Annotated in this window: 21 protein-coding genes; all 21 read right to left on the bottom strand. The window is 61.5% G+C overall.

Going from position 1 to position 22,919, the window contains the following annotated elements; translation table 11 throughout:
* Window position 1: 1 nt before the first annotated feature.
* Window positions 2-541 (bottom strand): F0F1 ATP synthase subunit delta, encoded by a 540-nt coding sequence (locus tag AWB65_RS08965; protein WP_087666834.1) that lies wholly within the window; start codon window positions 539-541, stop codon window positions 2-4.
* A gap of 2 nt (window positions 542-543) precedes the next feature.
* The gene (locus AWB65_RS08960) at window positions 544-1,014 is read right to left on the bottom strand and encodes a F0F1 ATP synthase subunit B (protein WP_087658065.1); all 471 of its coding nucleotides are present in this window, start codon (window positions 1,012-1,014) and stop codon (window positions 544-546) included.
* A 139-nt stretch (window positions 1,015-1,153) separates the two neighbouring features.
* Window positions 1,154-1,423, bottom strand: coding sequence for a F0F1 ATP synthase subunit C (atpE, locus tag AWB65_RS08955; protein WP_007180033.1), 270 nt, complete (start codon window positions 1,421-1,423; stop codon window positions 1,154-1,156).
* Window positions 1,424-1,513: 90 nt separating this feature from the next.
* Window positions 1,514-2,365 (bottom strand): F0F1 ATP synthase subunit A, encoded by an 852-nt coding sequence (atpB, locus tag AWB65_RS08950; RefSeq protein ID WP_087666833.1) that lies wholly within the window; start codon window positions 2,363-2,365, stop codon window positions 1,514-1,516.
* 178 nt (window positions 2,366-2,543) lie between these two features.
* Window positions 2,544-3,098, bottom strand: coding sequence for an ATP synthase subunit I (locus tag AWB65_RS08945; protein ID WP_087666832.1), 555 nt, complete (start codon window positions 3,096-3,098; stop codon window positions 2,544-2,546).
* Window positions 3,099-3,343: 245 nt separating this feature from the next.
* Window positions 3,344-4,483 carry an SLC13 family permease gene (locus AWB65_RS08940; protein WP_087666831.1) on the bottom strand — a complete coding sequence of 380 codons (1,140 nt, stop codon included), beginning with the start codon at window positions 4,481-4,483 and terminating at the stop codon, window positions 3,344-3,346.
* Window positions 4,484-4,488: 5 nt separating this feature from the next.
* Entirely contained in the window at window positions 4,489-5,385 is an 897-nt protein-coding gene (locus AWB65_RS08935; protein WP_087666830.1) for a ParB/RepB/Spo0J family partition protein, read from the bottom strand.
* A 45-nt stretch (window positions 5,386-5,430) separates the two neighbouring features.
* The gene (locus AWB65_RS08930; protein WP_087666829.1) at window positions 5,431-6,201 is read right to left on the bottom strand and encodes a ParA family protein; all 771 of its coding nucleotides are present in this window, start codon (window positions 6,199-6,201) and stop codon (window positions 5,431-5,433) included.
* A gap of 87 nt (window positions 6,202-6,288) precedes the next feature.
* Window positions 6,289-6,972, bottom strand: coding sequence for a 16S rRNA (guanine(527)-N(7))-methyltransferase RsmG (gene rsmG, locus AWB65_RS08925; RefSeq protein WP_087666828.1), 684 nt, complete (start codon window positions 6,970-6,972; stop codon window positions 6,289-6,291).
* Entirely contained in the window at window positions 6,969-8,930 is a 1,962-nt protein-coding gene (mnmG, locus tag AWB65_RS08920) for a tRNA uridine-5-carboxymethylaminomethyl(34) synthesis enzyme MnmG (protein ID WP_087666827.1), read from the bottom strand. The genes rsmG and mnmG overlap by 4 nt, the downstream gene beginning before the upstream one ends.
* Window positions 8,931-9,084: 154 nt before the next feature.
* Entirely contained in the window at window positions 9,085-9,849 is a 765-nt protein-coding gene (locus AWB65_RS08915) for an ABC transporter ATP-binding protein (RefSeq protein WP_087666826.1), read from the bottom strand.
* A gap of 1 nt (window position 9,850) precedes the next feature.
* Window positions 9,851-11,635: a branched-chain amino acid ABC transporter ATP-binding protein/permease gene (locus AWB65_RS08910; RefSeq protein ID WP_087666825.1), complete on the bottom strand. Its 1,785-nt coding sequence runs from the start codon at window positions 11,633-11,635 to the stop codon at window positions 9,851-9,853.
* A 4-nt stretch (window positions 11,636-11,639) separates the two neighbouring features.
* Window positions 11,640-12,695, bottom strand: a complete 1,056-nt coding sequence (locus AWB65_RS08905) for a branched-chain amino acid ABC transporter permease (protein WP_087666824.1) — start codon at window positions 12,693-12,695, stop codon at window positions 11,640-11,642.
* A gap of 131 nt (window positions 12,696-12,826) precedes the next feature.
* Complete coding sequence (locus AWB65_RS08900; protein ID WP_087666823.1) at window positions 12,827-13,999, bottom strand: ABC transporter substrate-binding protein; 1,173 nt, start codon at window positions 13,997-13,999, stop codon at window positions 12,827-12,829.
* A gap of 260 nt (window positions 14,000-14,259) precedes the next feature.
* Complete coding sequence (locus tag AWB65_RS08895) at window positions 14,260-15,414, bottom strand: ABC transporter substrate-binding protein (protein ID WP_087666822.1); 1,155 nt, start codon at window positions 15,412-15,414, stop codon at window positions 14,260-14,262.
* Window positions 15,415-15,907: 493 nt separating this feature from the next.
* Window positions 15,908-16,879 (bottom strand): branched-chain amino acid ABC transporter permease, encoded by a 972-nt coding sequence (locus tag AWB65_RS08890; protein WP_200821695.1) that lies wholly within the window; start codon window positions 16,877-16,879, stop codon window positions 15,908-15,910.
* Window positions 16,879-17,763, bottom strand: a complete 885-nt coding sequence (locus tag AWB65_RS08885; protein WP_087666820.1) for a branched-chain amino acid ABC transporter permease — start codon at window positions 17,761-17,763, stop codon at window positions 16,879-16,881. Before AWB65_RS08885 ends, AWB65_RS08890 begins: the two co-directional genes overlap by 1 nt.
* A gap of 141 nt (window positions 17,764-17,904) precedes the next feature.
* Window positions 17,905-19,125: an ABC transporter substrate-binding protein gene (locus AWB65_RS08880; RefSeq protein ID WP_087666819.1), complete on the bottom strand. Its 1,221-nt coding sequence runs from the start codon at window positions 19,123-19,125 to the stop codon at window positions 17,905-17,907.
* Between the two features lie 89 nt (window positions 19,126-19,214).
* Window positions 19,215-19,976 (bottom strand): ABC transporter ATP-binding protein, encoded by a 762-nt coding sequence (locus AWB65_RS08875; protein ID WP_087666818.1) that lies wholly within the window; start codon window positions 19,974-19,976, stop codon window positions 19,215-19,217.
* Window positions 19,973-20,752, bottom strand: a complete 780-nt coding sequence (locus AWB65_RS08870) for an ABC transporter ATP-binding protein (protein WP_087666817.1) — start codon at window positions 20,750-20,752, stop codon at window positions 19,973-19,975. Before AWB65_RS08870 ends, AWB65_RS08875 begins: the two co-directional genes overlap by 4 nt.
* 379 nt (window positions 20,753-21,131) lie before the next feature.
* On the bottom strand, window positions 21,132-22,808 hold the full coding sequence (locus AWB65_RS08865; RefSeq protein WP_087666816.1) for a GMC family oxidoreductase: 1,677 nt from the start codon (window positions 22,806-22,808) through the stop codon (window positions 21,132-21,134).
* Between the last annotated feature and the right edge of the window lie 111 nt (window positions 22,809-22,919).

The following is a 22,919-nucleotide window of genomic DNA, read 5'->3' as shown; positions in this document are numbered from 1 at the left end:
GTCAGGCAGTCAGAGCCGTCTGCATGCTGGCGAGGCGCGCGCGGACCGAGGTATCGAGCACTTCGTCGCCCACCGTCACGCGCACGCCGCCGATCAGCGACGGGTCGATTTCGACGGTAGGTTTCAGCTTGCGTTGGAACTTGCGTTCGAGACTCGCGACGAGGTCGTTCAACTGTTCGCCTTCGAGCGGGAACGCGCTCACGATCAGCGCGTCGGCCGCGCCTTCACGGGCGTTTTTCAGCTCGTCGAACTGCACGGCGACTTCGTTCATCAGCGGCAGACGATGATTGTCCACCAGCATCTGCACGAAGTTCTTCGCTTGCGGGCTGTCCTTCAACGGCGATTGCACCGCCGACAGGAGCAGATCGCTGACCTGATCGCGGCTGACCTTCGGGCTCGTGGCGACCGACAGCAGTTCGGGCAGACGCGCAACCTGAGCCAGCTCCTCGACGAAGTTGGACCAGGCCGCGAGATCACCGGCTTCGGCCACGCGGAACAGCGCTTCTGCGTAGGGACGGGCGATGGTTGCAAGTTCGGCCATGATCAGAGCTCGGTTTTGAGTTGATTCAGCAGATCGGCGTGCGCCTTCTGGTCGACTTCGCGCTTCAGGATTTGCTCGGCGCCCTTCACGGCCAGCGCCGCGACTTCGGCGCGCAATGCTTCGCGTGCCTTCACGACTTGCTGGTCCGCATCGGCCTTCGCTTGCGCAATGATGCGCGCTGCTTCGGCCTGGGCGTTAGCCTTGATTTCGTCGGCGACGGAGACGGCACGCTTTTCAGCGTCGGCGATACGTTGCTGACCGTCGTTGCGGGCTTGCGCGAGTTCCTGGTCGACGCGCTTGTGCGCGGCTTCGAGCTCCGACTTGCCCTTTTCGGCGGCTGCGAGGCCGTCGGCGATTTTCTTCGCGCGCTCGTCGAGGGCGTTGATCAACGGCGGCCACACGAACTTCATCGTGAACCACGCGAGGATCAGAAACACGACCATTTGCGCAAACAGGGTTGCGTTGAGATTCACGGTGTTTCCTTAAACGTTGCTTTTTCGGGAGAGTGAAACGGTAAGGCGCTCATCGACGGGATGCATCGATTAAGCGCCCTCACCCGTTCCGTCCTGCGTCGTCGTCACGTTGCGGCTAGACGCACACTTCCGAGGAACCTCAGCCTGCGAGCTTCGAGAGCAGCGGGTTCGCGAACGCAAACAGCATTGCCACACCAACGCCAATCAGGAACGCCGCGTCGATCAGACCAGCCAAGAGGAACATCTTGGTTTGCAGCGGGTTCATCAGTTCCGGCTGGCGGGCACACGCTTCGATGTACTTGCCGCCCATCAGGCCGATACCGATACAGGCGCCGATTGCACCCAGGCCGATGATGATGCCGATACCGATGGCGGTCAGACCCTGGATGTTGGCGATGAAAGCTTGCATGATCACTCCTTTGATTAAAGACTTTGGAACTGGATTTATAAAAGACGAAACCGTGAAACCTGAGGCGATTCTGGAACTACTTAAAGCGTATTAATGGGTGTCATGCGCCTGGCCGATGTACACCAGCGTCAGCATCATGAAAATGAACGCTTGCAGCAGAACGATCAGAATGTGGAAGATCGCCCAGACCGTACCCGCGACCACATGGCCGAGAAAGCCAAGTACAGAGGCGTCCGCGCCGAAATGCCACATGCTGCCGAGCAGTGCGATCAGCAGGAAGAGCAGTTCGCCTGCGTACATGTTGCCGAACAGCCGCATGCCGAGCGAAACCGTCTTGGCGACGAACTCGATGATGTTCAGTGCAAGGTTCGGGATCCACAGGAGCGGATGCGCGCCGAACGGAGCCGACAGCAGTTCGTGCACGAAGCCGCCGGCGCCCTTGATCTTGAGGTTGTAATAGATCATCAGCGCGAAGACGCCGAGCGCGATGCCGAGCGTGCCGTTCAGATCGGCGGTCGGCACGATGCGATGATGCGGAATGGCTTCCGACAGGCCCAGCCAGCCGATCACGCGGCCCGGCAGGTCGACGGGGATGAAGTCGAGCGCGTTCATCAGGGCGACCCAGACGAACACGGTCAGCGCGAGCGGCGCGATGAAGCGGCGGTTGCCGTGGATCATCGATTTCGACTGGTCCTCGACCATCTCGACCAGCATCTCGATTGCGCTCTGGAAGCGCCCCGGAACGCCGGACGTCGCCTTGCGGGCGGCGAGGCCGAGAATCGCGATGGTTGCCAGGCCGCACAGAATCGACCAGAACAGCGTATCGAGATTCCAGACGTGGATATCGAAAATCGCCGTCTGATGGTGATTGGAAAGATTCTGCAAGTGGTGCGCAATGTACTCGGACGGATCCAGAGCGCGCGTTCCTTCGCTAGCTGCCATATCGTTAAAGCCACCCAAATTGTCAAAAATCTTCCGCCGCCTGCTTGTCCCCCGAGTCGCCGCGTTGGCGTTGCGTCTCCGGGGGCCGAGGCCCGCGTGCAGGATATGGAATCCGCACGTATTTATTTGCTCTGTTACTGTTGCTCTACCGCTGCTGCCTGGCTTCGCTGCCTCGCGTTCATCGCCAGACCATTGCAATCCAGTACGTCTTCAGCGCGATCAGGTACGTGACCAGAAGCGGCACCCACAGCGCGCCTTTGTACCAGACCGCGATCGCGACGAACATAGCAATCGTCGCACCCATCTTGATGGCTTCGCCGATCATCCAGCTCGCGATGGTCTCGGCGCCGCTCTTCGCTTTCAGGCGTGCCGCGAACAATGCGCTCGGCCCCCAGCAGATCGCTCCTCCCAGGAAGGCGGACAGCGCGGCATCACGCGGCGGGCTGTAGAACAGCCACCACAGCAGCGTTGCACCCAGGGACAAAACCATTTGCGCCGCCACGACCTTGTATGGCGTGACCCGCGATGGACGACTCACTCCGGGACCAAACAGCGTTTCTGCCTGTGCCCGCGTAAGCGGAACGATATTGTTATCTTGCGCTTCGGCGTCCCACGAATCGTCAAACGAACCGTGCGGCTGACTTCCTGAACCATTCGCTTCGTCAGCTTCGGATTGCGAGCGGCGCCCGTCTTGCCCGCCTTTCGGCGCTCGATTCTGCTCTCGCACCGTCATCACACTGCCTGCTCAAAGTCCCGTTGTCATCCGCCCGTGGCCGCCGCACAACCACCGCGTTTACGCTGCGCTTTCGGGGTCACCAAGCTGATAAATCCGGGGGATTGTAAGCGATTGTTGTCACGGATTCAATAGTTTAGGTGCGTCAAAAAGCAAGCAGACACCGCCTAAAAAGCGACGTTTTATCTAAGAATTGTCTTGCTTTCGCGATCAGTTCGTGTGGGGCTGTAAGGGGTGCTGCGCACTCATACGAGAAGCGCACCAATCGCCGTTGCCACGATCCAGAACGGGATCGATACGATGTGAAACGGCGTCCACATGTCCTTCTCGCCCGAGAGGCGCACGGCGATCAGATTCGCGAGCGAACCGATCGCGATACCGAAGCCGCCGACGCTCACGCCGAACGCGAGCGCGCGCCAGTCCTTCGAGAATTCGGCAAGCATGATCGCGGCCGGCACGTTGCTAATGCCTTGCGAAAGCACGGCGCCTGCTGCATACGCGCGTAACGGCGCATTCAGTCCGATGTTCGCGATGGCGTCGTGAACGAGGGGTAACGCCGCGGCGCTGCGCAATACGATGAACATCAGCACGAAAATGAGCAGCAGCAACCAGTCGATTTTCAGGACGACTTGCCTGCGCCACAGCAAGAAGCCGATCGCGACCGCAGCGAGTGCCGGACCGGCGTGATGCGCATCGGCGAGCGCAACGAAGGCGATGAAGGCGAACGCCGCCACCACGCACAGCGTCCGATCGACGCGGTGCTCCTCCACGTCGCCCGACAGATCGAGCGGCTCGGCGCGGAACATGAACGCGGTCAGCACGTACAGCATCGCCATCAGCACCGCACAGAGCGGTGCGAGCGCCCACACGAACGCGCCGAACGACACGCCGCTCGTCTGCCAGAGGAACAGATTCTGAGGATTCCCGAGCGGAGTCAGCACGGACCCCGCGTTCACCGCTAACGCGATGAAGATGACGAGGCGCTTGATCGGAAGCGGCGCGAGCTTGTGCAACGAGAGCGCGAGCGGCACAACGGCGAATAGCGCGACGTCGTTGGTCAGGAGCGTCGAGAGCGCCGCAGCCAGGCCGATCAGCAGAAACGCGAGCGCCCGCTCACTATGAATTCGATGCACGACACGATGCGCCATCCACATCAGGAATCCTGATAGTTCGACGGCTTTCGTCAGCATCAGCAGACCGGCGAGCGTCAGCACCGTCTGCCAGTCGATGAGCGCGGGGAGCGCCGTCCACGGTCTCGGATGCAGAATTTGCAGGCCGAGCAGCGCGACGACGAGAATCGCGAGCACCGGCTCCCTGCTGACGAGCGCCCACAGACGCGCAAGCGTGCTCGTCGATCCGACGGGTTTTGCCTTCGTGCTCGACAAAACGATTAAGCGCGCGTCGCGTCGGCGGTGCCGCGCAACCTGCTCAGGATGCCTTCGAGCGAGTCGAGGTCGCCGAAATCTATCGTCACCTTGCCGCGCCCTCGCCCGCCGAGCTTGATCTTCACGTTCGCTGACAGCAGGTCCGACAACTCCTCTTCGAGCCTGCGCGTGTCGCGTCCGCCGTCATTCGCGATGCGCGCTTTCGTCGCGGGCACTTCCTTTGTCGTCGACGAAACCAGCTTTTCGGTTTCGCGCACCGACATGCGCTTGTTCACCACCTGGTTGGCCAACTGAATCTGCGTCGCGGCATCGACGGCGAGCAACGCGCGGGCGTGGCCCATGTCGAGATCGCCGGCGAGAAGCATCGTCTGGACGGGCGTCGCGAGATTCAGCAGACGCAGAAGATTCGAGACGGCACTGCGCGAGCGCCCCACCGATTCAGCAGCTTGTTCGTGCGTGAAATCGAATTCATCGAGCAGACGCTGGATGCCTTGGGCTTCTTCGAGCGGATTCAAATCCTCACGCTGGATGTTCTCGATCAGGGCCATTGCAGCAGCGGCCTGATCCGGCACGTTTTTCACGAGTACCGGAACCTCATCGAGGCCGGCGATTCGGGCAGCGCGAAACCGCCGCTCGCCCGCGATGATTTCGTAATGGTCTTCGCCGATCGAGCGCACGAGAATCGGCTGCATCAGACCTTGTGCACGAATGCTCGCTGCGAGTTCCTGCAGGCCACCCTCATCCATTCGCGTGCGCGGTTGGTACTTACCCGCCTGCATCTTCGACAGCGGCAGCACGGTCGGCACGCCTTCGCTGCGCACGGCTTCCGTGATATCGACGCTTCCGCCCAGCAACGCATCGAGCCCGCGGCCCAAGCCCTTCTTCTTCATTACAGCGCTCATCTTGGTTCCTCCGGCAGCCGCTTGAGCCGCGTCGATTGGGTTGGGTTACAGCGCGCGCACGCGCTCCATCATTTCCGTGCCGAACTGGATATACGCCTGCGCGCCACGCGACGACTTGTCGAACACCACTCCAGGCAATCCGTAACTCGGCGCTTCGGCAAGGCGCACGTTGCGCGGGATGACCACGTCGAACAATTTGTCGCCGAAATGTTCTTTCAACTGGTCGGAAACCTGCTGCTGCAAGGTGATCCGCGGATCGAACATCACGCGTAACAGGCCAATCACCTTCAAGTCGCGATTGAGGTTGGCGTGGACCTGCTTGATGGTATTGACAAGATCCGACAGACCCTCAAGCGCGAAATACTCGCATTGCATCGGGATCACGACGCCGTGCGCGGCGCAGAGGCCATTGAGGGTCAGAAGCGACAAAGCCGGCGGGCAATCGATCAGCACGAAGTCGTAATCTTCAACGACTTCAGCGATTGCACCACGCAGCACGTGCTCGCGATTCGCAATGGTGACCAGTTCGACTTCGGCGCCGGCCAGCTCGCGATTCGCCGGCAGCACATCGTAGTTCACGGCTTCGGGACGCTTGCGCGCGTCGCGCAGCGTGACGCCGTCCACCAGCACCTCGTACACCGTGTTCTCGCAGGCCGCCTTGTCGATACCGCTGCCCATCGTGGCGTTGCCCTGCGGATCCAAATCGATCAGCAGAACCCGCTGGTCGAGCGCCGCAAGGCTCGCTGCGAGGTTGACTGCCGTCGTCGTCTTTCCAACGCCGCCCTTCTGATTCGCGACGCAGAAGATTTTTGCCATCGTTTAATGTCCTCGTTTCTTCGCTGCCAGAAGATCAGCGGTGGTTCAGGCGTGCGTGAAATGCTTCAATACGCTTGCGGCGTTTATTTAATCCGGCGTCACGGCAATTTCGATCAGGTGGCGCTCGGCATCGAGCATCGGCACGGTCAGCCGCTCGATGCCCTGCACCGACGCGCCCGCTGGAAGGCGCGCGATTTCGCCGTCCGGGCGCACGCCTTTCATCGCGAAGATGCGTCCGTTGTCGGCGACCAGATGACGCGCAAGTGTAACGAAATCGGAGAGCTCTGCGAACGCGCGCGACACAATCACATCGAATTTTGCCGGCACTTCGACGCCCGGCTTCAGATTTTCTACACGCCCCGTCACTACCGAGAGATTCGTCAGGCCAAGCTGCACCTTCGCCTGCGACTGGAAGGCCGTCTTCTTGTGAACGATATCGTTCAGCGTGACCTGCCAGTCCGGCAGTACGATCGCCATGACGATGCCGGGCAAGCCGCCACCCGAGCCGACGTCGAGCGCCGACGATGCGCCGCGCCTCGCAAGCGCAGGGATGATCGCAAGGGAATCAAGGATGTGCTGGATCAGCATCTGGCGCGGGTCGCGGATCGCCGTCAGGTTGTAGACGGCGTTCCACTTGCCGAGCAACGCCACGTAGTCGAGCAGTTTTGAGCGCGTGGCATCGGACAGCGTCAGACCCAGTTCAGCGGCGCCATCGCGTAGCAATGAAGCGAGATCATCCAGGCCGGGCGCGCCGGCTGAAGCGCCGGTCACTGGATCGCCGGCGCGTTGCCGCTGCCGGTGTCGTCATTGGCGGTCGTGGCGCGACGGCCGAGGCCGCGCTTCAGGTGCACCATCAACAAGGAGATCGCGGCAGGTGTGATGCCTGAAATACGCGAAGCTTGCCCGATCGTCTCAGGGCGGTGCTGTGTGAGCTTCTGGCGCGCTTCGAACGACAGCCCTCTCACCTCGGCGTAGTCGATTGCTTCCGGCAAGCGCGTGTTCTCCTGCGACCCGTTCCGCTCAATCTCACCGGCCTGCCGATCGATATAGCCTTGGTACTTCACACCGATTTCAATCTGCTCCTTGATCTGCGCGAGCAAAACAGGATCGTCGGCGAGTGGAGCTTCAGGTCCACATGCGCCCTCCCGCAGCGCACAGATTCCCTCATACGAAACTCCTGGACGGCGCAGCAAATCAGCAAGGCTGTATTCATGATCGATCGGCTTGCCAAGTAATGCCGCTGCATCGGCGGCGGGTAGGGTTTTCGGATTGACCCAAGTCGTGCGGAGGCGTTCTGTTTCACGTGAAACAGCGTCGCGCTTCCGGCTGAAAGCATCCCAACGAATGTCATCGACTAAGCCTAGTTCTCGGCCGATTTCGGTCAGACGCATATCGGCATTGTCTTCGCGGAGAGAAAGGCGATACTCTGCGCGGCTGGTGAACATTCGATACGGCTCGGAGACGCCACGGGTCACCAAATCGTCCACAAGAACGCCGAGGTAGGCCTCATCGCGGCGTGGAGTCCACGCTTCTTTGCCTTGAGCTTGTAATCCGGCGTTGATGCCCGCCAGCAAGCCCTGCGCGGCAGCTTCTTCGTATCCCGTGGTGCCGTTAATCTGCCCTGCAAAGAAAAGACCGCCAATCGCCTTCGTTTCCAGCGACGCCTTCAATGCCCGCGGGTCGAAGTAGTCGTATTCGATTGCATAGCCTGGCCGCAGGATATGCGCATGCTCAAGGCCGACCATTGAGCGCACCAATTCAAGTTGTACGTCGAACGGCAGGCTGGTCGAGATTCCGTTGGGATAGAACTCGTTTGTAGTAAGCCCTTCTGGCTCCAGAAAGATCTGATGGGCGTCTTTAGAGGCGAAACGGTGAATCTTGTCCTCGATAGACGGGCAGTATCGCGGTCCAACTCCCTCGATCACGCCTGTGTACATCGGCGACCGATCGAGCCCGGAGCGGATGATGTCGTGCGTTCGGGTGTTCGTATGTGTCACCCAGCACGGCATTTGACGGGGATGCTGCTCGACGCGACCCAAGAAAGAGAACACCGGAATCGGATCGAAGTCGCCTGGCTGCTCTTCGAGCTTCGAATAATCTATCGTCCGGCCGTCGATGCGCGGGGGAGTACCCGTCTTCAAACGTCCCTGCGGCAGCTTCAGTTCTTTGAGCCGCGCAGAAAGCGACACTGCGGCGGGGTCTCCCGCTCGTCCGCCGGTGTAATTGTTCAGTCCGACGTGAATTTTCCCGTCGAGGAACGTCCCTGCGGTCAGCACGACTGCGCGCGCCCGAAACCGCACGCCTACCTGCGTCACGGCGCCCACCACTCGGTCGCCTTCAACCATCAGATCGTCGACCGCTTGCTGGAACAGCCACAAATTCGGCTGATTTTCGAGCCGATGCCGAATGGCTTGCTTGTACAACAAGCGATCCGCCTGCGCGCGCGTAGCCCGCACCGCTGGCCCCTTCGACGAATTCAGTATTCGGAACTGGATCCCCGACTCATCGGTCGCAGCCGCCATCGCGCCGCCCAACGCATCCACCTCTTTGACCAAATGGCCTTTGCCAATCCCGCCGATCGACGGATTGCAGCTCATTTGACCGAGCGTCTCGATATTGTGGGTCAGCAGCAGCGTCTTGGAGCCCATGCGAGCCGAGGCCAGCGCCGCTTCAGTGCCAGCGTGACCGCCGCCAACGACGATCACATCAAATTCTGTCGGAAAAAGCATCGGAAATTTCGCGTGCGAGCGACGCGAGCCTTGAGAGAGATATCGCAGAATTATATAGCTTTACCTTTCGACCCGATTCGGCCGAACGGCTAACGATAAAAAAACGGCGTGTTTCACGTGAAACACGCCGTTCAGAAACCTGCTTCGAAGCAAATTAAGCGACTTTCTTCGCCAACCCAAGATACGTTTCAATCACCCGCGGATTGTGCGCCAATTCGCCCGCCGCCCCTTCCAGCACGAATTCGCCCGTTTCCAGGACGTAACCATAGTCAGAGATCTGTAGCGCCGCGCGCGCATTCTGCTCGATCAACAGCGTCGCAACGCCAGTCTCCCGCAGCGCACTAATGATATGGAAGATCTCCTTCACGATCAGCGGCGCCAAGCCAAGGCTCGGCTCATCAAGCATCAACAACTGCGGCTTGCCCATCAAAGCGCGCCCGACGGCCAGCATCTGGCGCTCTCCTCCCGACAACGTGCCCGCCGCCTGCTTCCTACGCTCTTTCAGCCGCGGGAATAATTCAAAGACGTGCGGCAGTTGATCGAGATAGTTTCGCTCTCCGGCACGCTTGCGCCGGTAAGCGCCCAGCACCAGGTTGTCCTCAACCGTCATGCTGGCGAACAACTCACGTTTTTCAGGCACAAGACACATGCCACGTGAAACACGCTTCTCGATCGCTAATGAAGAAATATCGTCTCCTAGATAGCGCACAGCGCCTTTGGCGAACCCGGTCGACGGCAGCGCGCCCATGATCGCGTTCAACAGAGTGGACTTCCCCGCCCCGTTCGGTCCAATGACTGAGACTATCTGCCCTGCACCGACCGTCAGCTTGCCGCCGTGCAGTGCCTCGACCTTCCCGTATCGCACGGACAACTCGCTAACCTGGAGAATCGGATCGACTGCGTTAACTAGTTGATTCATTTCACTCCACCCCACCCAAGTACGCTTCGAGAACCGCCGGATCCTTTTGCACCTCTTCCGGCAACCCTTCCGCGATCCGCGTCCCAAACTCCATGACTACCAGCCGATCGGTGAGATTCATCACGAAATCCATATCGTGTTCGACCAGAAGAACGCTCATCCCTTCGGCCTTCAGCTTCCGCAGCAAATCAGCGAGTTGCAGCTTCTCCTGGTACCGCAGTCCCGCCGCCGGCTCATCGAGCAGCAACAGCGTCGGATCGCAGCACAGCGCACGCGCAATCTCGAGAATCCGCTGTTGTCCTAGCGCGAGGCTTCCTGCTTCGTCGTAGAGATGCTTTTCTAGCCCGACGCGCGTAATCTGACGCGCCGCCTCGGACATCAACCGCGCCTCTTCAGCCGCGTTCAGCTTCGCGATGCTCCGCCACACGCCCGAATTGCCGCGAAGATGCGCGCCGATCGCCACGTTCTCCAGCACCGTCATGCCCGGCAGCAGCTTGACGTGCTGAAACGTCCGCCCAATGCCGCGCTTCACGATTTCACGTGATGTCAGCGCATCGATTCGCTCGCCGTGGAAGGTGATGGAGCCACTGGTCGCTTGCAGGACGCCAGTCACGAGATTGAACGTCGTTGACTTGCCAGCCCCGTTCGGCCCGATCAAGCCGATGATCTCGCCCGCTCTCACCTCGAAGCTGACGTCGTTGACCGCGACGAGCCCGCCGAACTCCTTGCGCGCCTTGTCCACGATCAACAGACGCTCGCCCGTCGCTGGCTTGCTGCGCTGCGGCAAAGACTCGGCGCGATCCGGCACGTGGGCACGCGGCCCGGCCGGAAAGATCCGCGAGACGAACGGCCACACGCCCTGACGCGCATACTGGAGCAGCAAAACCATCAAAACGCCGAACACGATGATCTCGAAGTTGCCATTCGCTCCGAGCAACTTCGGCAGCAGCGTCTGCAGATAATCCTGCAAGACGGTGAGAATCGTCGCGCCGAGAACCGCGCCCCAGACGTGCGACACCCCGCCGACCACCGCCATGAACAGAAACTCGATGCCGTGATTCAGCCCGAACGGTGTCGGATTCACGGCGCGCTGCAAATGCGCATAGAGAAATCCAGAAATCGCGGCGAGCACCGCTGCATAAACGAAGATCACGACGCGCATCCACGCGGTATTGACGCCCATCGCCTCGGCCATCGTGCCGCCGCCGCGCAGCGCGCGAATGGCACGCCCAGGCCGGCTATTAAGCAAATTCTGAACAGACACGACCGCCAACAAGACGACGACCCAAATCAGGTAGTAAATGCTGCGCCCCGATTCCAGGTGCCAGCCGAACAGGTTCAGCACCGGGATCCCGTTGATCCCGTCGTACTTCCCGAGCATTTCGAGGTTGCCGAACAGAAAGAACAGCGATAGCCCCCACGCGATCGTTCCGAGCGGCAGGAAGTGCCCCGAGAGCCGCATCGTCACCATGCCGAGCAGCAGCGCCACGAGCCCCGTCAGCACGATACCGACGATCAGCGCGAGCCAAGGCGACACGCCGAACTGCGTCGTCAGATAGGCCGTCGTATACGCCCCGACGCCGACGAAAGCCGCTTGCCCGAAGCTCGTCATCCCGCCGATGCCTGTCAACAGCACCAGACCGATCGCGACGATCGAATACAAGCCGATGTAGTTCAGCAGCGTCACCCAGTACTCCGGCACGCGGATCGGCTGCGGCAGAACCGGCAGCGCGAAGACCACCAGCAGGAACACCCAGAAAAATTTGTTTTGGATCAGGAATTTCATCGCTTCACTCCTCTTCTTCATCCGAATGCGGGCTCGCGAGACTCCGCCACAGCAGCACCGGAATGATCAGCGTGAAAACGATCACCTCCTTGTAAGCACTTGCCCAGAACGACGAATACGACTCCAGCAGCCCGACGAGCAGCGACCCCGCCGCCGCCAGCGGATAACTCACCAGCCCGCCGACGATCGCGCCTACGAAGCCTTTCAGGCCGATCAGGAAGCCCGAGTCGTAATAGATCGTCGTGATCGGCGCGACCAGGACGCCGCACAGCGCGCCGAGCCCCGCCGCAAGCGTGAACGCGAGGCGCCCCGCTTGCGTCGTGCCGATGCCGACGAGTCGCGCACCCAGTCGGTTCACCGACGTCGCGCGCAACGCCTTGCCGGAAATCGTGCGATCGAAGTAGACGTAGAGAGCCACGATCAGCACGGCCGCCGTGCCGACGACCCACAAGCTCTGCCCCGAGATCGAGACATCGCCGAGCGAGAACGTCGCGTCGGAGAACGCGGTCGTGCGCGAGCCTTCCGCGCCGAACATCACGAGGCCCAGGCCGACCATCGCGAAGTGCACTGCGACCGCGACGATCAGCAGCAAGAGCGTGCTTGCCTCGGCGATCGGCTCGTAGGCCAGCCGATATACGAACGGACCCATTGGCACGACGATCAGCAGCGTCAGCGCGATCTGCGCAAACATCGGCAGGGTCTGCATGAAGACGCTCTGAGTCAGCGCGTACACGGCGATCGGAAACAGCAGATACTTGCCGGCCAGCGCGACCAGCGTGCGCGCAACTTGTCGATATCGCGATGGATGCCGCACGATGCCGACCAGTTCGGCGACGAAGCAGCCGGCGCCCATCGCGATCAGCAGATAGCACGTCGCGGGAAACCTCTGGGTCTGCAAAGCGGCGAGCGTGAGCGCGCCATACGCCACGAACTCGCCCTGCGGAATGAAAATGACGCGCGTCACGGAGAACACGAGCACCAGCGCGAGCGCGAGCAACGCGTAGATGGCGCCCGTGGTGATCCCGTCCTGCGCGAGAATCGCCGCAATCGATAAGTCCATACTTCCTCTTCGAAATCAGCCGGACGGAGAATCGGCCCGGCAAAACAAGGTAAAACGGCGCGCTGATTCCCCCGGCGCGCCGCTTTGCACATCGAAGCGCACCCTTTGACGAGCGCGCGTCGAGAAACGCGTCAGTCGTTCAGCAGCTTCCACTTGCCGTCGACGATCTGCACCATCACGCGGGCGCGGTCGTCGAAGCCGTTGTGATCCGTCGGCGTCATGTTCATGATGCCGTGCGCGACCGGCAGGTCCTTAAGGTTCTCCAGCGCCGCGCGCAGCGCTTCGCGGAACTCCGGCGTGCCCGGCTGGCCCTTCTTCAGCGCCTCGGGAATCGCGCGCTGGAGCATCTGTCCGGCGTCCCATGCGTGACCGCCGAACGTCGAGAGCGAACCCGCGCCGTACGCCTTCTCATACGCGTTCTTGTACGCCGCCGACGACTTCTTCACCGGATTGCTCTCCGGCAACTGATCGGTGACGAGCACCGGACCCGCGGGCAGCAACTCGCCTTCGCAATCCTTGCCGCACACGCGCAGGAAGTCGTTGTTCGCCACGCCATGCGTCTGATAGACCTTGCCCTTGTAGCCGCGCTCCTTCAGCACCTTCGCCGGCAGCGCCGAAGGCGTGCCCGCGCCCGCGATCAGCACCGCGTCCGGGTTCGCGCCCATCGTCTTCAGCACCTGGCCGGTCACGGACGTGTCCGTGCGGTTGTAACGCTCGTTCGTCACGATCTTCAGCTTGTGAGCGGTAGCTGCCTTGTCGAAGACGTTGTACCAGCCGTCGCCGTAGGCATCCGCGAAGCCGATGAAACCGACCGTCTTCACGCCGCGCTTTTCCATGTAGCTCGCGATGGCGTCGGCCATCAGCGCGTCGTTCTGCGGCGTCTTGAAGACCCACGCCTTCTTCGCGTCCATCGGCGAGATGATCGCCGCCGATGCCGCCATCGAGATCATCGGCGTCTTGGCCGACGAAGCCGCATCGATCATGGCGAGCGAGTTCGGCGTGACGGTCGAGCCGACGATCGCATCGACGTGATCCTCGTCGATCAGCTTGCGCGTGTTCTGCACGGCGCGGCTCGTGTCGGAGCCGTCATCGAGCACGATGTATTCGACCGATTTCCCGCCGATTTCCTTCGGCAAGAGCGCGATCGTATTTTTCTCCGGAATCCCAAGCGATGCCGCCGGCCCTGTCGCCGACAATGTGACCCCGATCTTTACCTGCGCGAACGCGGCGCTCGTGCCGCAGAGCGCGCTGCCCGCGATCGCCAGGGCGATGCCTGTGCGTACCCATTGCTTTGTGGTTTTCATGTCGTGTCTCCAAACGCGAAATGCTGTCGCGCACCCGGACGGTGCGCTGCTGCGAGTAGTTATCAATTCGACTGCTGCGACAATCTATGTAGCGCGGTACAGCATGCCTAGCATCGTTTTCCCTGACCGTGCGCGCGCTGACTGATTGCCCTCTTCTCTCATTGCGTCCCGCATGTTTGCGGGCTTCTTTGTGCGCAAAAAAAGGCGCGTATGAAGCAACGCGCCCTGCCTTCTCGTTCAATTCATCGTGGTTCTCGATGTCAGTTGGAAACGAGCTTCCACTTCCCACCCACGATCTCGACCATCACGCGCGCGCGCTGGTCGAGGCCGGAGTGATCGTTCGCGCTCATGTTGACGATGCCGTGCGAAACGGGAAGATCCTTCGTGCCTTCGATGGCCGCACGCAACGCCTCGCGAAACGCGGGCGTGCCGGGCTGGCCCTTCTTCAGCGCGATCGGAATCGCGCGTCGCAGGATGAGGCCCGCGTCCCACGCGTGACCGCCGAACGTCGAGACGGAGCCCGCGCCATACGCACCTTCATAAGCCTTTTTGTAGGTCAGCGCCGCGCTCTTCACCGGGTTCGAATCGGGCAACTGCTCGGCGACGAGCAGCGGCCCGGCCGGCAGGAACGTGCCTTCGCAATCCTTGCCGCACACGCGCAGGAAGTCGTTGTTCGCGACACCGTGCGTCTGATAGATCGTGCCCTTGTAGCCGCGCTCCTTGAGCGTCTTCTGCGGCAACGCGGCAGGCGTGCCCGCTCCAGCGATCAGCACCGCGTCCGGATTCTGCGACATCGCCTTCAACACCTGCCCCGTCACCGAGGCATCGTTGCGTGCAAAGCGCTCGTTCGCGACGACCTTGATCTTCTTGATGTCGGCGGCCTTGCTGAACTCCTTGAACCAGCTCTCGCCGTAGGCATCGCTGAAGCCGATGAAGGCCACCGTCTTCACGTTGCGGTTCGACATGTGCTGCGCTATCGCCGTGGCCATGAGAATGTCGTTCTGCGGCGTCTTGAAGACCCACGCGCGCTTCGCATCCATCGGTTCGACGATCGTGGCGGCGGCGGCCATGGAGATCATCGGCGTGGAAGCTTCGGCGGCGATATCGATCATCGCGAGCGAGTTCGGCACGACCGTGGAGCCGATCAGCGCATCGACCTTGTCTTCGCTCGTCAGCTTGCGGGCGTTCTTCACGGCCTGAGTGGAATCGGTGGCATCGTCGAGGACGATGTATTGCATCTTTTGCCCCGCGATCTCCTTCGGCAACAACCCAATCGTGTTCTTCTCCGGAATACCGAGCGAAGCGGCCGGTCCGGTCGCGGAAACGGTAACGCCCACTTTCACATCTGCCAGAACCTGCGTACTCGCCAATGCGGCGATTAATGCCGCCGCGCTCAAGCGCAATGCCAACGTCATGCCTTATTACCTCGTGAATTCGTTCGTATGATTTAAGCGAGGATTTACCGTTTTCAATTACCGACCATCCGGTCGGTGAATGGCGAGTGTAGCGGAGGCAACCCGCGTGGTGCAAGCGTTTTGAAGGGAGTTGTGCGGCTTTTAACCGCTACGAAAATCGCCGGAAAATCCGGTGAAAATGATAAGGGAAAACGAGTATGAGGCAGTCACGATTTCTGCCGACAATATAAATACGAAAATGCAAAAACAAATAAAAAAGCGCTGTTGGAATCATCCAACAGCGCTTTCGGTCGGGCACTTAGTGCCTCGTTGTCTCCTCGTTCTCCACCTCAAAAATTCGGTGCAACAGAACTAGGACGCATATTAAATTGTGAAACGACTCGTCGCAACCTAGCATTTACCCTAGTGGTGCATAAACCGCACCTTAAATGGGCGGCATTTTAACGTTAATCAACTAAACGCCTCCCCATTCGTTCGAAGCCCAAGCGTCGTATTAACCCTGCAATGGCCGTACGCGCGCGATGATTTCTCCGACGATGCCGCGCCGGAACGCAAGCACGCAAGCGATGAAGATCAGCCCCGTTACGATCGTTACCGATTCGCCCAGCGAATTGAACCAGTCGACGCCCGTGATCCGCGCGATACCCGTGCCGATATCGCCGAGCCGGTTTTCCAGCGCGATGATGATCGCAGCGCCCAGCAGCGGCCCGAACATCGTGCTCATGCCGCCGACGAGCGTCATCAGCACGACGAGACCGGACATCGTCCAGTAGGCGTCGCCGAGCGTCTCGAAGCCGAGCACGACCACCTTCAACGATCCCGCCAGCCCCGCGAGCCCCGCCGACAGCACGAACGCCAGCAGCTTGAAGCGCGCCGTGTCATAGCCGAGCGAGATCGCGCGCGGCTCGTTTTCCTTGATCGCGATCAGCACCTGCCCGAACGGCGAATGCACGATTCGCACGATCAGCGCAAAAGCCAGCACCATCACCACGAGCACGACGTAATAGAGCGTCAGGTCCGAGCCGAGATCGACGATGCCGAACAGCTTGCCGCGCGGCACGCCTTGCAGGCCGTCCTCGCCATGCGTGAAGGGCGCCTGCAGGAAGATGAAGTAGACCATCTGCGCGAGCGCGAGCGTGACCATCGCGAAGTAGATTCCCTGGCGGCGGATCGCGAAGAGCCCGACCACGAGTCCGAGCGCGGTCGCCACCGCCGTGCCCGCGATTACGCCGACTTCCGGCGTGAAGCCGAGCGTCTGGATCACGTAGCCCGTGGTATAGCCGGCGCTCGCAAGAAACATCGCGTGGCCGAACGACAGCAGGCCCGTATAGCCGATCAGCAGGTTGAACGCTGCCGCGAAGAGCGCGAAGCACAGCACCTTCATCATGAACACCGGATACACGCCGACGAACGGCGCCGCGATCAGGCCGATCAGCAACAGCACGTAAAGCGCTTTTCTCTGCATCATTTTTCCTTGCCGAAGAGTCCCGCCGGGCGCACCAGCAAGACGAGCGCCATGATCACGAACACGACCGTCGCGGACGCTTCCGGATAAAACACGCGCGTAAGCCCTTCGATGATTCCTAGCAGGAGCCCCGTGAGGATCGACCCCATGATCGACCCCATCCCGCCGATCACGACGACCGCGAACACGGTGATGATCATCGACTGTCCCATCAGCGGCGACACCTGAATCACCGGCGCCGCGAGCACGCCCGCGAACGCGGCGAGCGCGACGCCGAAGCCGTACGTCAGCGTGACCATCAGCGGCACGTTGATGCCGAACGCCTCGACGAGCTTCGGATTCTCCGTGCCGGCTCGCAGATAGGCGCCGAGGCGCGTCTTTTCGATCACGAACCACGTCGCGAAGCACACGCTCAGCGAGGCCACGACGACCCAGGCGCGGTAGTTCGGCAGGAACATGAAGCCGACGTTGGTCGCGCCGGAGAGCATCGCGGGGACGTCGTAGGGCTGTCCGGACGAGCCGTAGATCGAGCGGAACACGCCTTCGATCACGAGCGTGATGCCGAAGGTCAGCAAAAGGCCGTAGAGGTGATCGAGCTTGTAGAGCCAGCGCAACATCGTGCGTTCGATCACCACGCCGAACAGGCCGACGATCAGCGGCGCGAGCAGGAGCATCGCCCAGTAGGGGATATTGAGGTACGAGAAGCCCATCCACGCGAGCATCGCGCCCAGCATGAACAACGCGCCGTGCGCGAAGTTGATCACGTTGAGCAAGCCGAAGATCACGGCGAGCCCGAGACTCAGGATCGCGTAGAACGAGCCGTTGACGAGCCCGAGCAGCAGTTGGCTCATCATTGCGGCGAGCGGAATGCCGAAAATTTCCATCGATTCTGCCGTCAGTGTGGTGTTGGCGCAGAAACGGCGGCACGCCGCCCTTGAGCCGCCTGCCGCCTTGCCTGCTGTCGTGCTACTTGACTCTGTCGATCAGAGTTAGCGCCTGCTCTGATCCCATGCAGCGCACGCCACTTACTTCCACAGCTTGCAGCGCGATTCCGCCTTCGTGCCGAACGCCTGGTCGCCCGGAATGGTCGCGGTGATCTTGTAGTAGTCCCACGGCTCCTTCGATTCCGACGGCTTCTTCACTTCCATCAGGTACATGTCGTGGATCATGCTGCCGTCTTCGCGGATGTAACCCTTCGCGTAGAAGTCGTTGATCTTCACCTTGCGAAGCTGCTCCATGACCTTGTCGCTATCGGTCGAGTTGGCTGCCTGCACCGCCTTAAGGTAGGTCGTCACGGCCGAGTAGTCGGCGGCCTGCAGGCTCGACGGCATCTTCTTCATCTTGCCGAAGTAGCGCTGCGACCACTTGCGAGTCGTGTCGTCCTTGTTCCAGTACCAGCTGTCCGTCGCGACGAGACCTTGCGTCGTTTCAAGTCCCAGGCTGTGGATATCGTTGATGAAGATGAGAAGCGCCGCGATCTTCATCGTCTTGCTGACGCCGAATTCCTTCGCCGCCTTGATCGAGTTGATCGTGTCGCCGCCCGCGTTCGCCAGGCCGAGCACCTGCGCCTTCGACCCTTGAGCCTGCAACAGGAACGACGAGAAGTCCGACGCCGACAGCGGATGACGCACTTGTCCGAGCACCTGTCCGCCGTTCGCCTTCACGACGTCCGACGTGTTCTTCTCCAGCGCCTTGCCGAACGCGTAGTCGGCGGTGAGGAAGTACCACGACTTGCCGCCCTGCTTCGTCACGGCCGAACCCGTGCCCTTCGCGAGCGCCATCGTGTCGTACGCGTAGTGGACCGTGTACGGCGAGCACTGCTCGTTCGTCAGGTTGTCCGCGCCCGCGCCGATGTTGATGTACGGCGTCTTCTTCTCGGCCGCGACTTGCGCCGTCGAAAGCGCGGTCGCCGAATTCGTTCCGCCGATGATCACGTTCACGCCGTCGCGGTCGATCCACTCGCGCGCGCGCGATGCCGCGATGTCCGCCTTGTTCTGATGGTCCGCGTAGACGAGTTCGATCGGCTTGCCGTTCACCTTGCCGCCGAAGTCGGCGATCGCCATACGGATCGCTTCGAGGCCGCCGGGGCCGTCGATGTCGGCATAGAGGCCCGACAAGTCGGTGACGTAACCGATCTTCACCGTGTTGCCGTCGGCAGCTTGGGCGCTGCCGGAGCTCAACGCGACGCCCGCCGCCGCAGCCGCAAAGCAAAAGGACGAGAGGCGCGCGAGGGTCTTCTTTTTCATTCCAGTCTCCAAGGGTTTATGGTTGTTGCTTGTGTGCTGGCGCGCATGATCAGGCAGGCGCTTGCCGCGTCGCGACGAACGTTGAACGATCACACCCCGAGCAGTTCGTGCAGCACCGGCATCTTCGCTTCGAGTTCCCCTGCGTTGAAGTGCTCGACGATATTCCCGTGCTCCATCACATAGAAGCGATCGGCGAGCGGCGCCGCAAAGCGAAAATTCTGTTCCACCATCACAATCGTGTAGCCGCGCGACTTGAGCATCAGGATCATGCGCGCGAGTGTCTGCACGATGACGGGCGCAAGCCCTTCCGAAATTTCATCGAGCAGCAGCAGGTTCGCCCCGGTCCGCAGGATGCGTGCAACCGCGAGCATCTGCTGCTCGCCGCCCGAAAGACGCGTGCCCTGGCTGTTGCGGCGCTCCTTCAGGTTCGGGAACATCGAATAGATTTCATCGAGCGACATCGCCTCTTTCGCGCTGCCGACGAGCGGCGGCAACATGAGGTTTTCCTCGCACGAGAGGCTCGAAAAGATGCCGCGTTCTTCCGGGCAATAGCCGACGCCGCAATGCGCGATCTTGTGCGTGGACATGCTGATGGTTTCGCGCCCACCCACGCGGATCGATCCGGTGCGGCGTCCGGTGAGGCCCATGATCGCGCGCAGCGTCGTGGTGCGCCCGGCGCCGTTGCGCCCGAGCAGCGTGACGACTTCACCGCGATTCACCTTCAGGTCGACGCCGTGAAGAATGTGCGATTCGCCGTACCACGCCTTCAGTCCGCTGAGTTCGAGCGCGGCTGCGTTGCCCGCGGCGCCCGATGTATCGAGGGGACGTTGTTCTTCCACCGTCGTGCTCATGCGTGCGCTCCCGCCAGCGCGGCATCGGCGCTGCCCATGTAGGCTTCCATCACGAGCGGATTCTTCGACACTTCCGCATAGCTGCCTTCGGCCAGCACCTCGCCGCGCTGAAGCACGGTAATGGTGTCGGAGATGCCCGCGATTACGTTCATGTTGTGCTCGACCATCAGAATCGTGCGGCCGACCGATACCTTTTTGATGAGCGCGGTCACGCGATCGACGTCTTCGTGGCCCATGCCTTGCGTTGGTTCGTCCAGCAGCATCAGTTCGGGCTCCATCGAAAGCGTCGTGGCGATTTCGAGTGCGCGCTTGCGTCCGTACGAGAGCTCGACGGTTTTCGTATCCGCGAAATCGGTCAGCCCGACTTGCGTGAGAAGGTCCATCGCGCGGTCGTTGAGCGTGTCGAGCCAGCGCTCGCTGCGCCAGAAATGAAACGACGTGCCGAGTTGCCGCTGCAAGCCGATGCGCACGTTCTGCAAAACCGTCAGATGCGGAAACACAGCGGAGATCTGGAACGAGCGGATCACGCCGCGCCGCGCGATATGCGCGGGACGCTCGCGCGTGATGTCGACGCCGTTGAAGACGATCTGGCCCGCCGTGGGTTCGAGGAATTTGGTGAGCAGGTTGAAGCAGGTGGTCTTGCCTGCGCCGTTCGGTCCGATCAGCGCGTGGATCGAGCCACGGCGCACGCGCAGGTTCACGCCATTCACGGCGGTGAAGCCTTTGAATTCTTTTGTGAGGCCACGCGTTTCAAGAATCGTGTCGCCGAGAATCATGTCCCCTTCCATGCGAAATGAGCCGCCGGGCGATGCCGCTGCCCACGCGATATTTTTGGTTGCTTCGCGCGCGACAACACGTGCGTTGTTTCAGTTTCCCGGGTGCGTTTCGCCGCGGATTGCGTGCTGCACAAAACCCGGCACGCGATAAACCGATTACTCAAAGGCCAGACGCCATTGTCGCGCCAATGATGCAGCGCAATCATCGGGATTTGCACTTAGTGGTTAAAGGCTGCGCGCGCACGGTTTCGAGGCATCGGCGCCTGCGCTTGCCAGCCTCGGCCACACGGAGCACAGATGTGCGAACGGCCCCATGAGGGGCCGTACTGGAAGGCGCGAAGATTGCTGACGCCATGCGGTCACCAAGCTGTCACGGATGTCATGCGAGCGCGGTCGCGATCGCTTCCTGCACTTCGACATTGCGCCGGTCCGCGCGAATCATTTCGCTGGCCCGTTCGGCGATCATCAGTGTCGGCGAATTCGTGTTGCCCGATGTGATGGTCGGCATGATCGATGCATCGACGATGCGCAGCCCGCGCAGGCCGATCACGCGCAGCCGGCTATCGACGACGGCGCCCGGATCGTTGTCCGTTCCCATGCGGCAGGTGCCGACCGGATGGAAGATCGTCGTGCCGATGTTGCCCGCGGCCTGGGCAAGTTCCTCGTCCGTCTGGAACGCGATGCCCGGCAGGATCTCCTGCGGCGCGTAGCGCGCGAGCGCCGGCGCCGCGGCTATGCGGCGCGTGAGCCGCAGCGCATTGGCTGCGACTTCGCGGTCGCGCTCCGTCGACAGATAATTCGGCGCGATCAGCGGCGCCGCGTGCGCATCGGGCGACGCGATATGCACGCTGCCGCGCGAGGTCGGCCGCAGCGTGCACACCGATGCCGTGAACGCATTGAACGCATGCAGCGGCTCGCCGAAGCGATCTAGCGACAGCGGTTGGACGTGGTATTCGAGATCAGGCCGCGTGATCGATGCATCGTTCGGATTCGACTTCGCGAATGCGCCGAGCTGCGACGGCGCCATCGACATCGGTCCGCCGCGCGTCAGCGCATATTGCAGCCCAATGAAGAGCTTGCCCCACCAGTGCGCGGACAGCGTATTGAGCGTGCGCACGCCGTTCACCTTGTATGCCATGCGCAATTGCAGATGGTCCTGCAGGTTCTCGCCGACGCCGCGCAAGTCGCCCACCACGTCGATGCCGAGCCGTTGCAGTCGCGCCCCATTGCCGATGCCCGACAGTTCGAGGATCTGCGGCGAATTCACCGCGCCCGCGCTCAGGATCACCTCGCAACGCGCCTTCGCGACGTAGTCGATATCGCCGCCGCGATATTCCACGCCGACGCAGCGCTTGCCTTCGAACACGAGCCGCTGCGTGTGCGCGCCGGTGATCGTCGTGAGATTGGGGCGCTTCATCGCGGTGCGCAGGAACGCCTTCGATGCATTCCAGCGGATGCCGCTTTTCTGGTTGACGTCGAAATAGCCGACGCCGCTGTTGTCGCCGCGATTGAAGTCGTCGGTGGCGGGGAGGCCGGTTTGCTGCGCCGCCTGCGAGAACGTCTCGAGGATCTTCCACTTGAGACGCTGCTTCTCGACGCGCCATTCGCCGCCCGCGCCGTGGAATTCGCTGGCGCCGCCGTGGTGATCCTCGCTGCGCTTGAAGACGGGGAGCACTGCGTCCCACGACCAGTTCGGGTCGCCGGTGAAGTGCGCCCACTCGTCGTAGTCTTCGCGCTGGCCGCGCATGTAGATCATGCCGTTGATCGACGAGCAGCCGCCGAGCACGCGGCCACGCGGATACGACAGCGCGCGGCCGTTCAGGCCCGGTTCGGCCTGCGTCTTGTAGAGCCAGTCGGTCCGGGGATTGCCGATGCAGTACAGATAGCCGACGGGGACGTGAATCCAGTGATAGTCGTCCTTGCCGCCTGCTTCGAGAAGAAGGACGCTGACGTCGGCGTCTTCGGTGAGGCGGTTGGCAAGCACGCAGCCGGCCGTGCCCGCGCCGACGATGATGTAGTCGAATTCACCTTCGAGTTTTCGGGCGGTTTGTTTCATCGGTGTCTCCCCATGCGGAGCTAGGTCTTATTTTGCTACCGGCATCGTGAATTCCGCGCCTTTCGCGATGCTGTCCGGCCAGCGCTGCATCACGCTCTTGTAACGCGTATA

Origin of the sequence: Caballeronia humi (assembly GCF_001544475.1) — a bacterium.
GTDB lineage: Bacteria > Pseudomonadota > Gammaproteobacteria > Burkholderiales > Burkholderiaceae > Caballeronia > Caballeronia humi.
The sequence above is the reverse complement of the archived record's forward strand: the minus strand, read 5'-3'. Positions and strand labels throughout refer to the sequence as shown.